At 68.7% G+C, this 14,833-nt stretch carries 14 protein-coding genes; 5 read left to right on the top strand and 9 right to left on the bottom strand.

Features of this window, described 5'->3' with window-relative positions; genetic code table 11:
* Positions 1-15: 15 nt before the first annotated feature.
* Together GLP40_RS34705 and GLP40_RS06145 are read left to right on the top strand one after the other, a co-directional pair.
* Positions 16-270, top strand: a complete 255-nt coding sequence (locus GLP40_RS34705) for a hypothetical protein (protein ID WP_328289780.1) — start codon at positions 16-18, stop codon at positions 268-270.
* Positions 271-386: 116 nt separating this feature from the next.
* Entirely contained in the window at positions 387-572 is a 186-nt protein-coding gene (locus tag GLP40_RS06145) for a hypothetical protein (RefSeq protein ID WP_196054534.1), read from the top strand.
* Here GLP40_RS06145 and GLP40_RS06140 read toward each other — a convergent pair.
* The 9 genes from GLP40_RS06140 to GLP40_RS06100 form a co-directional block, all read right to left on the bottom strand.
* Positions 550-858 carry a hypothetical protein gene (locus GLP40_RS06140; protein WP_154786765.1) on the bottom strand — a complete coding sequence of 103 codons (309 nt, stop codon included), beginning with the start codon at positions 856-858 and terminating at the stop codon, positions 550-552. The two genes, GLP40_RS06145 and GLP40_RS06140, sit on opposite strands and share 23 nt — an antisense overlap.
* 196 nt (positions 859-1,054) lie before the next feature.
* Positions 1,055-1,354 (bottom strand): hypothetical protein, encoded by a 300-nt coding sequence (locus GLP40_RS06135; protein ID WP_154786764.1) that lies wholly within the window; start codon positions 1,352-1,354, stop codon positions 1,055-1,057.
* 491 nt (positions 1,355-1,845) lie between these two features.
* Complete coding sequence (locus tag GLP40_RS06130; protein WP_154786918.1) at positions 1,846-2,685, bottom strand: alpha/beta fold hydrolase; 840 nt, start codon at positions 2,683-2,685, stop codon at positions 1,846-1,848.
* Positions 2,686-2,963: 278 nt separating this feature from the next.
* The gene (locus GLP40_RS06125) at positions 2,964-4,139 is read right to left on the bottom strand and encodes a lipid-transfer protein (protein ID WP_328289756.1); all 1,176 of its coding nucleotides are present in this window, start codon (positions 4,137-4,139) and stop codon (positions 2,964-2,966) included.
* Complete coding sequence (locus GLP40_RS06120; protein ID WP_230329253.1) at positions 4,136-4,600, bottom strand: MaoC family dehydratase; 465 nt, start codon at positions 4,598-4,600, stop codon at positions 4,136-4,138. Before GLP40_RS06120 ends, GLP40_RS06125 begins: the two co-directional genes overlap by 4 nt.
* Positions 4,597-5,562: a bifunctional MaoC family dehydratase N-terminal/OB-fold nucleic acid binding domain-containing protein gene (locus GLP40_RS06115; RefSeq protein ID WP_328289755.1), complete on the bottom strand. Its 966-nt coding sequence runs from the start codon at positions 5,560-5,562 to the stop codon at positions 4,597-4,599. The genes GLP40_RS06120 and GLP40_RS06115 overlap by 4 nt, the downstream gene beginning before the upstream one ends.
* 17 nt (positions 5,563-5,579) lie before the next feature.
* A complete protein-coding gene (locus tag GLP40_RS06110; RefSeq protein ID WP_154786763.1) occupies positions 5,580-6,749 on the bottom strand; it encodes an acyl-CoA dehydrogenase family protein in 1,170 nt (389 codons plus the stop codon).
* Positions 6,734-7,801, bottom strand: coding sequence for an acyl-CoA dehydrogenase family protein (locus GLP40_RS06105; RefSeq protein WP_154786762.1), 1,068 nt, complete (start codon positions 7,799-7,801; stop codon positions 6,734-6,736). The genes GLP40_RS06110 and GLP40_RS06105 overlap by 16 nt, the downstream gene beginning before the upstream one ends.
* 26 nt (positions 7,802-7,827) lie before the next feature.
* Positions 7,828-10,008, bottom strand: coding sequence for an acyl-CoA dehydrogenase (locus tag GLP40_RS06100; RefSeq protein WP_328289754.1), 2,181 nt, complete (start codon positions 10,006-10,008; stop codon positions 7,828-7,830).
* 162 nt (positions 10,009-10,170) lie between these two features.
* Here GLP40_RS06100 and kstR point away from each other — a divergent pair, with 162 nt between their 5' ends.
* From kstR to GLP40_RS06085, 3 genes are all read left to right on the top strand, one after another.
* On the top strand, positions 10,171-10,821 hold the full coding sequence (kstR, locus tag GLP40_RS06095) for a cholesterol catabolism transcriptional regulator KstR (protein WP_154786761.1): 651 nt from the start codon (positions 10,171-10,173) through the stop codon (positions 10,819-10,821).
* Positions 10,822-11,092: 271 nt separating this feature from the next.
* Positions 11,093-13,663, top strand: coding sequence for a trehalose-phosphatase (gene otsB / locus GLP40_RS06090; protein WP_328289753.1), 2,571 nt, complete (start codon positions 11,093-11,095; stop codon positions 13,661-13,663).
* Positions 13,664-13,864: 201 nt separating this feature from the next.
* Complete coding sequence (locus GLP40_RS06085) at positions 13,865-14,812, top strand: metal ABC transporter solute-binding protein, Zn/Mn family (RefSeq protein ID WP_328289752.1); 948 nt, start codon at positions 13,865-13,867, stop codon at positions 14,810-14,812.
* The last annotated feature ends 21 nt before the right edge of the window (positions 14,813-14,833 follow it).

Below are 14,833 nucleotides of genomic sequence, written 5' to 3'. Positions count from 1 at the left end.
CCGCGTTGACGGCACGTGAACCGTGCGCGTCGATCAAGTCGGCCAGTTCACCGGGGCTTCGCCGAACGGCTATCGAGACTCGAGGTTTACCGGTTCGCGCAGCTCGCCGAGGCGGCTCAGGGTGCGATAAAGATCAGGGACACGCTCGATTTCACCCACGTGGAATTCGTCGAAGCAGATCAGAGCGGCGTCGCCGAGCAGCGCCTCACCGAGGCGTCGATACTCCCGTACTCGTGGATGCCGGCGTTCAACCTCGCGAAGAAGGCGTGAAAGTGGTATCGCCGCTTGCGATTCGAGGACACCGACGCGAAGAAGCGGTTCATGAGCATGGTCTTGCCGCGCCCTGGCCCGCCATACGGGTAGAGCCCGCGCGGTCGCCGCCATCGGTGCCCCACCCGCGCGGCGCGACCGATCCGGCTACCGCGGCCGCCGATTTCATCGCGGTCATCGAGGGCCTGGTCTTCGACCGTTTCGCCGGCGCCAGAACCACGCTGGCCCCCGGAAACGCCGCGAGCGTGCGTCAGCTCGCGGGCGTACTGGCCACCCAGCTCAGGAGCGCCGCACGATCCTGATCGCCGTGTCCGGCCAGGGCGGCCGTCGCAGCACCGCGGCGGTGCCCAGTACGGCCGAGATCAGCCCGGTCAGCACGCCGAGCAGCGCGATCCGGCTCATATCGACGGCGGGCTCCCATTTCACCTTGTCGGCGCGCACCACGAAGATCCCCAATGGCCTGGGTCCCAGCAACCCGCCGGTCCCGGTCACGGTGATGATGGTCGCGCCATCCGAGGTCTCATACGGCTCCCCGTAATTGAGCCCACCCCCGAAAACCGGCAGTCCCAACCGTTCCCGCACCGTCATTCCGATCCCCTTCCCCGCGTCGATCCACCCATCAAGCGCCACCCATCAAGCTACCCCCGCCGTGCAGCTTCCACTGGTGGGCGGTGGAATCGGCGCGTACACGGGCGCGGTCCTGCTTGGCCCGGTCTCGCTGGTCGGATGTGGTGTCGGGAAGCTGCGGTCAGCCGGATTCCTGGCGGCTACACCACTACTCCCATCAGGACTTCGGCGTAGCCAGCCGCTCCACGACCCTGGCCTGCCTGATGAAGGCGATGAATCCGATACCCATCACCGTCCATCCGACGAGCGTCACGTCGTACAGAACCTTCTTCCATACCGGATCGTCGGAAATCACGGGCGTCGCGATCGCGAGGAGCACCGCTCCGATCACGGAGACCAGGGCGGCTACCTCCATCACCTGCCCCTCTCTCCCCCAACGCTTGAACCAGCGCGAAGCGAAAAGAGCACCGACACCGAGAAACCAGAACCCGAAGCCGATCCACAACACAACGCTCATTACAACCCAACCTTGTCGAACGCCTTGGGCCGTGCCCATTCCCGGCAGTATCGCGCATGGACCCGACAAAGTTCGCAGGCCCGGTCAAGAGCCGCAAAAGCGTCGGCCGCACACGGCGGGACCCTGCGCGGCGAGCCGATCCGGTAGTCGTCGAATAGCGGCTGCGCCGTCGACCGCATAGGGCGGGCGGAAGCGGCGTTCGCGGTCGGAGGCGGGCACACCGACGCGCGTCCTTGTCGACGGACTCCACCGTCGCTGTCGGTGTGGACTTCCTCTGATTCCGCAGCGCCCCAGGCAGTTACGTACCCTTCGGCGGCGGATAGTGCGGGGCACAGCGATAATCGTCCGCGACTCGGCATGAGCCCGCACTGCCGGCGGCCGTACGACGCTCTGCCGGTTGATCTTCCGATGCCCCGCGTCGGCCGGTTCGGTCAGCGCGCCACGCGGCATTATGGTGCGCCGCCGGCTCAGGATGCCTCCCAACCGGGCGGCTACAGGGCGAGCATGGCGGCAGCGACCCGGTCGGCCGCGGCGTGGCGCAGAGCGGTACCCATGTCGTCGAGGACGAGCAGTCGCGCCCCGGGGATTTCGGCGGCGAGGACCTCGCCGTTGCCGACCGGGAAGAACGGGTCGGCGCGACCGTGCACCACGAGCGTGGGCACGTCGAGCTCACCGAGCCGGCCCCGCCAGCGCGGGGCGCAGTCGATCCGGGAGAACACCATCCCGAGCTGATTCGCCTGGTGCACCGCGGGATCGCTCGACGGCGTCCGGTCCCAGATTCGGGCCGCCGTCGCCCGCGCGTCGTCCGGATCGTTGCCCATCGGCTCGGCCCCCGAGGCGGCGAACGCCGCGACAGCGTCCCGGTCGGTCCAGTCCGGCAGCGGGCGGGAGAACAGCGCGCCCATGACCGCGAGGTCGTGGTCCGGCAGGTCCTCGTCGACCGGGCCCGGCGCCACCGGCCGAGTGCCGACGAGGGTCAGTGCGCAGAACACCTCCGGGTGGTCCAGCGCGGCGACCTGAGCGACCATCCCACCGACGCCGACTCCACCGAGATGGGCGGTCCCGGCACCGAGCACCTCGACGAGCGCGGCCGTGTCGGCGACGAGATCCCGCAGGTCGTAGGCCGGATTCTCCGGGTCGAGGGTCGTCGACGCGCCGGAGTCGCGCAGGTCGTAGCGGACCACGCGCCGCCCGCCCGACGCGAGCCGCTCGCACAGCGCGTCGGGCCAGGACAACATCGTTGTGCCGCCGACCAGCAGGACCAGCGGATCGTCGTCGCGGCCGAAGCTCTCGATGCCGAGATCCACACCGTTCGCCCGCACCGAGGCCATGCCCGATCGAAACGGTCTTCTCGTCATGCCTGGACTCCTGTCTGTCGGTATACCCAGAGGTATCGACGACAGATTCACCCGAAAGTCATCGGTGTAGCCGGCGGCCTGGAAAGGGTGACCTTTCAAACGGTCGCCGCCGCGGCGGGGATCTCGGTTCGGTTGGTGCAGTACTACTTCGGCACCAAGCAGCTCCGGGTCCTCGAAGCGATGGCCGGACCGCAGCCGCATATACGGAAGGCCCGGACGATCACGGTGATCGTCCGGGCCTTCGCGACTGCTCAGTTGGCGGTGAGCACCAGACCCGAGGTCGGAACGCCGGTGCCGGCGGTGACCACGATGTTCTCCAGGCCCCGCACCTGATTCACGGAGGTGCCGCGAATCTGGCGCACGCCTTCGGCAATGCCGTTCATCCCGTGGATGTACGCCTCGCCGAGCTGTCCGCCGTGCGTGTTCAGCGGCAGCCGGCCGCCGATCTCGATGGCGCCGTCGGCGATGAAGTCCTTGGCCTCGCCGCGGCCGCAGAAGCCCAGCTCCTCCAGCTGCATCAGCACGAACGGGGTGAAGTGGTCGTAGAGGATGCCGGCCTGCATGTCCTCCGGCCGCAGCCCGCTCTGCGCCCAGAGCTGGTCGCCGACCAGGCCCATCTCGGGCAGCCCGGTCATGGCGTCGCGGTAGTAGCTGGTCATGACGTACTGATCCGCGCCGGAACCCTGTGCGGCGCCGGCGATCAGCGCGGGCTTGTTGGGCAGATCCTTGGCCCGCTCCGCACTGGTCACCACGATGGCCACGCCGCCGTCGGTCTCCTGGCAGCAGTCCAGCAGATGCAGCGGCTCCGCGATCCAGCGCGAGGCCTGGTGTTCCTCGAGGGTGATGGGCTTTCCGTAGAAGTGCGCCGCCGGGTTCACCGCCGCGTGCTTGCGATCGGCCACGGCCACGCGGCCGAAATCCTCGCTGCGCGCGCCGTAGACGTGCATGTAGCGCCGCGCCACCATGGCCACCTGCGCGGCCGGGGTGCCGAGGCCGTGGGTGTAGGAGAACGCGTTGTCCACGCCCGAGGAGCTGGGGTTGCCGGTCGCGAGGTGAGTCGCGAACTGCCCGAAGCGGTTTCCGGAGCGCTCGTTGAAAGCCCGGTACGCCACCACGACATCCGCGATCCCGGTGGCGACCGCCATGGCCGCCTGCTGCACGGTCGCGGCGGCCGCGCCACCGCCGAAGGGGATGTTGCTGAAGAACTTCAGGGACGGGATACCTGCGGCGCGCGCCACGGCGGCCTGGGTATTGGTGTCCATGGTGAAGGTCGTCAGGCCGTCCACATCGGCGGGCGTGAGCCCCGCGTCGGCCAGCGCGGCGGTGACTGCCTCGGCGGCCAGGCGCAGTTCGCTGCGGCCGGAGTCCTTGGAGAAGTCGGTCGCGCCGATGCCGACGATGGCGGCGCTACGGCTCAGCCCACTCACTGTGCCTCCTGCAGGGAGATAACGGCTTTCGCCGTGATGTGGTCGCCGAGCGAGTCCTTGCCGACCACATCGATGGTGATGTCCGCGCCGTCCACGGCCGCCACGGTGCCGGTCAGGGTGAGGGTGTCACCCGCGTACAACGGCACGCCCAGGCGCAGCGCGAGGGACTTGACGATGGCCCGCGGCCCCGCCCAGTCCGTCACGAACCGCTGCACCAGACCGGTATCGGTGAGGATGTTGACGAAGATGTCCTTGGACCCCCGTGCGACCGCCTTGTCGCGGTCGTGGTGCACGTCCTGGAAGTCGCGGGTGGCCAGCGCCGTCGAGACGATGAACGTGGTGTCGGCGTGAATCACCAACTCCGGCAACGTGGTTCCGACCGATACGGCCGAGAGCTCGACCGGCCCACCCGTCACCCCGCCGTTGCCCCTGACGGAATCGTTCCGCGATGCTGTGGTCATTGCACGGCCTTCCAGTAGGGCACGGTGTTGTCGTCGTCGAGCTTCAGGAAGCCCACCTCGACGGGCAGACCGACCTCGACCTCGGCCGGCTCGATGCCGCGCAGCTCACCGAGCATGCGCACGCCCTCCTCCAGCTCGACCAGGGCGATCACATACGGCAGCTGCCGTCCCGGCACCTTGGGCGCGTGGTGCACCACGAAGCTGAAGACGGCGCCGCGGCCGGAGGCGACAACATAGTCGGTCTGCTCCGAGTGGTCCTTCCACAGCGCCGGAACCGGCGGGTGCTGGAGCGAACCGTCGGGCCGCTGCTGGATACGCAGCTCACCGAGTTTGACGCCCTCCCAGAAGAACTCGGTGTCCTTCGAGACTGTCGGGCGGACGCGCTTGACCAGATCTTCTGCGGACACCTCGCCGGACTCCTTGGGAGCGGCCGTCTTTCCGGTGCCGGGAGCGAATTTCAGCATCCGGAACTTCATTTCGGTGACCAGCTCGTCGCCGACGTACCAGTTGGTGAGGTAGGTGGTGAACCAGCCCTCGCCGAGCCCGGTCCGCTTGGGGCCCACGATCTCGCCGATGCTGGACCGCACCGTCACCTGCTCGCCGAGCTGCAGGTAGCGGTGGTAGACCTGCTCGCAGTTGGTGGCGACCACCGAGGTGAACCCGGCCGCGTCGAACAGCTCGTTGGTGCGGGTCATGGGGTCGTCGTCGGCGCGGACCCCGCCCAGCCCCAGCATTGTCCACACCTGCGCCATGGCCGGCGGGGCGACGATGCCGGGGTGCCCGGCCGCCTGGGCGGCGGCCTCGTCCACGTAGATCGGGTTGGCGTCGCCGAGGGCCTCGACCCAGTTGTTGATCATGGGCTGGTTGATGGGATCGCGCCCCGCGCGGGGGGCGGATTCACCGTCCGCCTTGATCTTCTCCAGACCCTCGCGGATCTCGTCGGCCGTGAAACTCTTCGTCACGCTCTCTCCTCTGCGATCTAGCGCGGGACCCGCGGCAGCCGCAGGCCCATCTGGGCGATCAGCTCTCGCATGACTTCGTTGACGCCGCCGCCGAAGGTCACCACCAGGTTCTGCTTGGTGCGCTTGTCCAGCCAGGTCAGCAGTTCCGCGGTGGCCGGGTCGGCGGGATCGCCGAAGCGGCCCACGATCTCCTCGGCCAGGCGGCCCGCCTGCTGCAGCGCCTCGGTGGAGTACACCTTGGTCGCCGAGGCGTCCGCGATCACATCGCGCTGGTCGGCGTCCGGGCGTTCCATATTGGAGGCCACCTGCCAGTTCAGCAGTTCGTTCAGGCGCACCATGGCGTGCAGGCGGCCGAGCGAGCGCCGCACCTCGGCCTCGCCGAGCACGCCTTGGGCCTGCGCCCACTCCCGCACCCGCTCGTAGAGCTGCTCGATCTTGCCGGACGGGCCCAGGCTCACCCGCTCGTGGTTGAGCTGGGTGGTGATCAGCTTCCAGCCGCCGTTCTCCTCGCCGACCATCATGTTCGCGGGCACGCGGACGTTGTCGAAGTAGGTGGCGTTGGTGTGGTGCGCGCCGTCTGCGGTGATGATCGGCGTCCACGAGTAGCCCGGGTCCTTGGTGTCCACGATCAGGATCGTGATGCCCTTGTGCCGGGACTCGGGCGATCCGGTGCGGCAGGCCAGCCAGACGTAGTCGGCCTCGTGCGCGCCGGTGGTGAAGATCTTCTGCCCGTTGACGATCCAGTCGCCGTTGGCGTCGCGCACCGCAGAGGTGCGCAGCGCGGCCAGATCGGTGCCGGCGTCCGGCTCGGAGTAGCCGATGGCGAAATGCACGTCACCGGTGAGGATCCCGGGCAGGAACTTCTGCTTCTGCTCGTCGGTGCCGAACGACTGCAGCGCCGGGCCGACGGTCAGCAACGTCACCAGCGGCACCGGCACATCGGCCCGAACCGCCTCGTTGTAGAAGATCTGCTGTTCCAGCGGCCCGAAACCCTGCCCGCCGTATTCCTTGGGCCAGCCGACGCCGAGCTTGCCGTCGCGGCCCATGCGCTTGACCACCGCGCGGTAGGCGTCGCCGTGCCGGTTGACCAGCATCTCGGCCTCCTCTTCGGGAGTCACGAGACCGGTGAAGTACGTGCGCAGTTCGTCGCGCAGCTTGCGCTGCTCCGCGGTCAGTTCGATGAACATCTGGCTCCCAAACGGTCCAGCCGGAACGATTCGCCGCCGAGCCAGCGGGCGATGTCCTTGGCCTGTGAGTAGTAGCGGTGCAGCGGATGGGTGATATCCACCCCGAGACCACCGTGCAGGTGATGGCACTTCTGCATGGCCGCGGGCAGTTCCGCCGCCACCGTGTACGCCAGCACGTCGAGATCGTCGTCGATGCGCTCCAGATGCCCGGCGCTCTGCTCCTGCTGAGCCAGCGCCCAGGTGGCCGAGCAGGCGGCCGCGTGCAGCGTCCGCGAGACCACGTAGACATCCGCGATCTGCTGTGCGACAGCCTGGAATTCGGCCAGCGGACGGCCGAACTGCTGACGGGTCCGCACGTGCTCGGCGGTCAACGACACCACCCCCGCGAGCAGCCCGTCGGCCACCGCGCCGAGGCTCGCCAGCGCGAATCGGTGCAGTTCGGTCAGCCCGCCGGGCAGCAGCTGCTCGGCCGGAATCACCACCTGGTCGAGCTGCAGCGAAAACTCCGGCACGCCATCGGAAGTCGGGCTCGCGATCCGGGTGATGCCCGCGGCGTCACCGTCCACCACGGCGATGCCGTTGTCGGTGGGCACCAGGATCCAGCGTGCGGTGTCGGCGTAGGGCACGGCCACCTTGCGGCCGCTGACGCGCACGGTGGCACCGTCGGTCACCGCGGTGGTCTCCGGCTTCACGGTGAACGGCGAACCGGTCTCGTGCAGGGCGGCGGTCAGCACCGCTCCCTCGGCCACGGCGGGAAACACCTTCTCCGCCAGGGCGTCCGGCAGGCCGATCGCCTTCAGCGGCAGTACGCCGAAGCCGAGGGTGACCAGTGCGGGCGTCTGCGCGGCGGCGCGGGCCAACTCGGTGAGCATGGCCGCGACCTCGAGCAGGCCCATATCGTCGCCGCCGAAGCGCTCGGGCAACGGCACGGCCAGCAGACCGCTGTCCGCGATGATCGGCCACAGCGCGATATCACGCGCGCTGTCGCGCTCCAGCAAACTTACGACAACCTCGGCGACAGCGTCCTGGCTCTCGTCCCTGGTGAAGTCCAATGCAATGCTCCCGGTTCAGGTGTGGACTAGCCGTGCGATTCGCGGGGCAGCCCGAGGATCCGTTCACCGGCGACGGTCAACAGGATCTGCTCGGTACCGCCGGCAATCGACAAACAGCGTGTGAGCAGGAATTCTTTCACCGCGTCGGTTTCCAGAGCGCCCGCGGCACCAGACAGTTCGACGGCGAATTCAGCTACCGCCTGCCGGTGTCTCACACCGACCAGTTTGCGCACGCTGCTCTGCGCGGCGGGGTCCCCGCCGGACAGCAGCTTCTGCGCCGCACGGGCTTCCAACAATGTTCCGGCAACCGATTCCGAGATGAGTCCGCCGAGCCGGTCCGCGACCAGTTCCGCGCCCGGGCCCGAGGCCGGCGCGGCGGCGATCAACGCCTCCAGCTCATCACCGATCCCCTTGCCGCCCATGGCGACCCGCTCGGCCGACAGGGTGGAACGCGCGATCTTCCAGCCATTGCCCAGTTCGCCGACCAGGCAGTCGTCCGGTACGAAGACATCGTCGAGGAACACCTCGTTGAAGCGCGCCTCACCGGTGATCTCCACCAGCGGCCGGATGTCCAGCCCGGGGCTCTTCATATCGACCAGGAAGTAGCTGATGCCCTTGTGCTTCGGCGCGGCCGCGTCGGTGCGCGCCAGGCAGATGCCCCAGGTGGCGCGATCCGCCAGCGAGGTCCACACCTTCTGACCGCGCAGCTTCCAGCCACCCTCGACCCGCTCGGCCACCGTGCGCAGCGCCGCCAGGTCCGACCCGGCGCCCGGTTCGGAGAACAGCTGGCACCAGATGACCTCACCGGTCAGCGTCGGCAGTGCGTAGCGCTCGATCTGCTCGGGGGTGCCCCACTGCAGCAGCGTCGGGATCGCCCAGTTGGCAATCGCGATGTCCGGCAGCGTGATACCCGCCTTGCGGATCTGATCCTCGATGCGGGTGCGCAGGATGGATCCGGCACCGCGACCGTAGGGCGCGGGCCAGTGCGAGGCCAAAAGCCCGGCCTCGGCCAGCGCCACCCGCTGCTCCGCCTCCGGCAGGGCCGCGATCTTGGCCAGGTCCGCCGCCAGCACTGCCGCCTCGGCGGCGTCCGAACCGGCTGCCTCCCAGGCGGATCCGGACTCGCCGTCGGCACCCAGGTCGATACCGACCGTGCGGCGCATACCGGCCAGGGTCAGCTCGGCGACCCGGGCCCGCCAGCGCGCGGTGCCGCCCAGCAGCTGCCGCAGCGCGGTGGCCCGGCGCAAATACAGATGCGCGTCGTGTTCCCAAGTGAAACCGATTCCACCCAGAACCTGAATGCAGTCCTTGGCATTGTCCACTGCGGCGTCCAGGGACATGGACAGGGCGACCGCGGCGGCCAACCGCAGTTCCGCGCTGCCGGTATCCACCGCGGCGGCCGCGTCGGCGGCCACGGCGCGAATCTGTTCGGCCCGGCACAGCATCCACGCGCAAATATGTTTGACCGCTTGGAATTCGCCGATCTTGCGCCCGAATTGTTCGCGCACCTTCGCATATTCGGTGGCGGTCTCCAGACACCAGCCGGCGATGCCCGCGGCCTCCGCGGCGACCAGCGTGGCGGCCAGGTCCAGCACCGAGAAGCCGGGCTCGAACAGACGATCGGCGGCCACCGCGACGTCCGTGCACACCACGCGCGCCACCGGCACGGTCTTGTCGATTCCGGCCAGCGGCTCCACCGTCAGCCCGCCGGCGCCGGGGTCGATCAGCGCCCACAGGTGACGCTCACCGTCGCGCAGCGGGACCAGCACCGCGGTCCCCGGCGCGGCGCCCGGAACCGAGTCCCACTCACCGGACACCGTGGCCCCTGATTCGCCCACCGATATCGCGATTTCGCCCTCGAGCGCGACGCCGCATGGCGTAGTCTCGTCGAGCGCCTCGCCGGCGACGAGTCCCGCCAGCGCCGTCGAGAGCACCGGTCCGCCGACCAGGTCATGTGCCGCCTGCTCCACCAGCACGGCCAGATCTCCGACGGACCCACCCGCGCCCCCGGCCTCCTCCGGTACCGCGACCCGGAAAATTCCGAGATCGGCCAGGCGCGGCCAGTACTCGCGCCAGAAATCGGAGGCGCCGGAACGCAGTTCCGAATGTGCGCTGGAACGCATTGTTGCAATTGGGCGCACCGCTGCGGCCCATCCGCGCATCGACTCCTGGACGGCTTTATGCTCGTCAGTGGTGGCTATGGTCACACTCCATACCGCCTTTCCGGCGTGACTTCCGCTCCTAGAACATGTTCTAATGTTCAAGCCGGGCGGAAGTCAAGCGCCGTCCCGGTCGCGGTACGAACTCGTGCCCAGCCGACGCTGGGTGAGATGAACCGAACGATTCGTGCAGGAAAGGACTTTCAACCGATGGCCAGTCCCTCCCGATCGCAGGCCGCCGACGGGGTGCCCGGTGGACGCACCGCGCCCGTCACCACCCTCAGCGAGGAGGATCTGAGCTCGGCGGCGCAGCGCGACCGACGCAAGCGCATCCTCGACGCCACGCTCGCGCTGGCGTCCAAGGGCGGCTACGACGCGGTCCAGATGCGAGCGGTCGCCGAACGCGCGGATGTCGCCGTCGGCACGCTCTACCGGTACTTCCCGTCCAAGGTGCACCTGCTGGTATCCGCCCTGGCCCGTGAATTCGAGCAGTTCGAGGGCCGGCGCAAGCCGCTGGCCGGAGCCACCCCGCAGGAGCGCATGCACCTGCTGCTCACCCAGGTCACCCGGGCCATGCAGCGCGACCCGCTGCTCACCGAGGCCATGACCCGCGCCTTCATGTTCGCCGACGCCTCCGCGGCCGCCGAGGTCGATCGGGTCGGCAAGGTGATGGACCGGTTCTTCGCCCGGGCGCTGTCGGACGACACCCCCAGCGATCGCCAGCTCGCCATCGCCCGCGTCATCTCCGATGTGTGGCTGTCGAATCTGGTCGCCTGGCTGACCCGCCGGGCCTCGGCCACCGATGTGACCGAGCGCCTCGAGCTGACCGTCGATCTACTCATCGGCGGCGACAAGGACTAGCGCGAGTGAGCGAACGCACACCGTGCTTTCGCCCGAATGCGCGACGGGCTGCCCGGTCCGGAGAGCCGGGCAGCCCGTGCTGCGTTTGCGGGGAAACGCGCCGGTCAGCGCCGGTGAACGGTGAGTAACCCGGGCGTGTCTCACAAAAAGCGTGAACGACCCGGAAGTCTCTTGTAAACGCTATGTATCACCGCCCACACGAGTGAGCAATCAGGACCCAGTAGCATCACTCGCGCCCTGAAAAATCTCCTCCGATCACTAGGTTGGATGCGTGACCGCACAGGAATTGTCACTGGAACTTCGCCGTGCGTTGTCGGCCATCGCCCGCGTGCCACGGTTACTGGTCGCTTCGGACTACGACGGGACTATCGCGCCCATCGTCTCCGACCCGGCCAAGGCCTATCCCCATCGGGAGTCGGTGAGCGCCCTGCGGGCCCTCGCCGGGCTCACCGGCACCACCGCCGCCGTGATCTCCGGTCGCGCGCTGCGCGACCTGGCGGCCCTGTCCCGGTTGCCCGTCGAGGTGCAGCTGATCGGAAGCCACGGTTCGGAATTCGATGTCGGCTTCGTGCACGCCATCGACAACGACGCGAAACAGTTGCTTCAGGAGGTCACTACGACCCTGACGCAGATCGCTCAGGACAATCCGGGCGCTTCCGTCGAGATCAAACCGGCCAGTGTGGCCCTGCACGTCCGCAACGCCAGCCCCGAAATCGGCCGTCGCGCACTGGTTGCCGTGCGTCAGGGCCCGGCCAGCTGGGTCGGCGTGCAGACCACCGAGGGCAAGGAGGTCATCGAACTCGCGGTGGTCGAGACCGACAAGGGCGCGGCACTCGACATCGTCCGGCATCAGCAGGGCGCCTCGGCCGCGCTGTTCATCGGCGACGACGTCACCGACGAGAAGGCATTCACACGCCTCTCGGGACCCGATGTCGGCATCAAGGTCGGCGAGGGCGAATCCCTGGCCAAGTACCGCGTCGCCAGCACCGAGGAGGTGTCGAAGGCGCTGGCGTTCCTGCTCGAGGAGCGCCGCACGTGGTTGGCAGGTGCCTCCGCCCCTCGAATCGAGCGGCTGACCATGCTGGCCAGCCCGCGTTCCAAGGCCCTGGTCACCCCGGACGGCACCATCACCTGGCTGAGCCATCCCGAACCGGACTCCGCCGCCGTATTCGCCCACCTGCTGGGCGGGCCGGGCGCGGGACACTTCACCATTCAGCCGGAGCGCACGGGCCTGCCGCTGTCGCAGCGCTACGTCGACGGCACCATGACCGTCGAAACTCGTTGGTCCAGTTTGCAGGTCGTCGACTACCTGCCCCACGACGTGGTATCCGAGCGCACCGATCTGACCCGCGTCATCACCGGTGACGCCAAGGCGGTCATCACCTTCGCGCCGCGCCCCGAATTCGGGCAGGTGCCGGTGCGGCTGCTGCACGCGACCGGTGGCCTGAAGGTGGAGGGCACCAACGATCCGATAGTGCTGCGCTCGCCGGGCGTCGAGTGGGAGATCATCGACGAGGGCAACCACCACACCGCCCGCGCCGTGGTCGACCCGCGCCAGGGTCCCATCGTGCTCGAAATGCGCTGCGGCACCTCCGATCTCGCGCCCGCCATGCGGCCCGAGGTGGACCGCCGCCGGGACGCCGAACGCTACTGGTCGGAATGGGTCGGCACGCTGGAACTGCCGCCCCTCAAGCCGGATCTCATGAAGCGTTCCGCGCTCACCCTGCGCGGACTGGTGCACGCGCCGTCGGGATCCATCCTGGCCGCGGCCACCACCTCGCTGCCCGAGGACCTCGGCGGCGTGCGCAACTGGGACTACCGCTACTGCTGGCTGCGCGACGCCTCGCTCACCGCGTCCGCGCTGGTGTCGCTGGGCTCGCTCAGCGAGGCCGAGGACCTGCTGGCCTGGGTGCATCGGGTGCTGGAGACCCTGCCCGGACCCGAACGCCTGCACCCGCTGTACACGCTCTACGGCGAAACCCTGCCGCCCGAGGCCGTCATCGACCAGCTGCCCGGCTACGCCGGCTCGCGGCCGGTGCGCGTCGGCAACGCGGCGAACATGCAGGTGCAGCTGGACGTGTTCGGCCCCATCGTGGACCTCATCTCCCAGCTCGCGCACGCGCGGGAACGCAAGGGCATCGACGATCCGCAGAAGGCGCTGCCGGATGCCGACTGGGAACTGGTGCACGCCATGGTCCGCGCCGTGCAGCGCCGCTGGCGCGAGGCGGACCACGGTATCTGGGAGATCCGCGGCAATCCGCGTCACCACGTGTACTCCAAGGTCATGGGCTGGCTCACCGTGGACCGGGCGCTCACCCTGGCCCAGCAGTTCGGGCGGCCGGTGGATGTGGAGTGGGAGACGCTGCGCGACACCATCGCCGACGAGGTCAAGGCGAAGGGCTGGAACGACGACGTCCAGTCCTACACAGCGGCTTACGACGGCACCGACCTGGACGCCGCCACCCTGCATATCGGGCTCAGCGGCCTGATCGACCCCTCGGATCCGCGCTTCGCGGCCACCGTGGTGGCGACCGAGGCCGAGCTGCGCAGCGGGTCGACCGTGTACCGGTACCACCACGACGACGGCCTGCCCGGCGGCGAGGGCGGGTTCCACCTGTGCGCCGCCTGGCTGGTGGAGGCGTACCTGCTCATCGGCAAACGGGAGGACGCCGAGGCGCTGTTCGCCCAGCTGGTCGACGTGGCGGGACCGACCGGTCTGCTCTCCGAGGAGTACGACCCGGTTGCCGAACGCTCGCTCGGCAACCACCCGCAGGCCTATAGCCATCTCGGCCTGCTGCGCTGCGCGCAATTGCTCAGCCAGCCGGTCGCGGTGATGACCTAGGCCGAACCACACGCAGAAATCGCAGCGGCCCCCGCGAACATCGGTTCGCGGGGGCCGCTTTCTCGCTTGCCCCGAGGTCGCCCGCAGTGTCGCGGACCACATCTTCCAACCTGGGACTAGGGACCTAACGGTCGTTTGCGCTACATTCAAATGGCAATCGTTTTCGTTACTAGTAAGCCCGCAGTGCCAGGAGTACCCCGCGTGACCAAAAGCCTTGCCCGAGGATTCGCCGTGTTCGCCGCCGGACTTGCGACGGTCGCCACCCTGACCGCCTGCGGCAGGTCCCAGAATTCCGATCGGCTCACCATTGTCGCCTCCACCAATGTCTGGGGCGATATCACCAAGGCCGTCGCCGGGCCGGATGTGAAAGTCGAGTCGATCATCGACGACCCGAAGGTGGACCCGCACTCGTTCGAGGTCTCACCCGCCGACGCCGCGAAGATCACCGACGCCAAGCTCGTCGTCTACAACGGCGGCCACTACGACGAGTTCATCGACAAGGCCATCGCGGGCCGGAACACGAAGACCGTCAACGCCTTCGACATCGCCACCGAGGGCGAGCACGCCCACCGGAGCGCCTCGGCCGCACCGACCTCCGTGAAGACCGAGGCCGCCGGGCACGATCACGAGGCCAATGAGCACGTCTGGTACGACGTGCACCAGGTCGGCCACATCGCCGAGCACATCGCCGAAGCCCTGGCAGAGATCGATCCCGAGCACAAGCAGGCCTACACCGACCGCGCCGCGGCGTTCGCCGCCGAACTGGCGCCCATCGAGGCCGTGACAGCCAAGATCGCCGCCGAGCATCCCCACCAGCCGATCCTCCAGACCGAGCCGCTGGCCGCGTACCTGCTGACCGCCGCCGAGGCCGACGACAAGACCCCGCACGCCTTCCAAGAGGCCATCGAGCAGGGCACCGATCCCGCGCCTCAGGACGTGGCCACGGTCCGGGACCTGTTGAGCGCCAAGCAGGTCCGCGCCCTGGTCTACAACATCCAGACCGAGGACAAGCTCACCGGGGACCTGCGCGCCACCGCCGCCAAATCCGGCGTCGCCGTCGTCGACGTCACCGAAACCCTCCCCCAGGGCCTGGACTACGTCACCTGGATGACCGAAAACGCCCAATCGCTGGCCAAGGCCCTGGCCTGACACCCGAGACCCGTTCCACCG

The sequence above is a fragment of the Nocardia aurantiaca genome, from assembly GCF_009708175.1.
GTDB classification, from domain to species: Bacteria; Actinomycetota; Actinomycetes; order Mycobacteriales; family Mycobacteriaceae; genus Nocardia; species Nocardia aurantiaca.
Note: the sequence above shows the minus strand (reverse complement) of the source record. Positions and strands in the feature narration are given on the sequence as shown.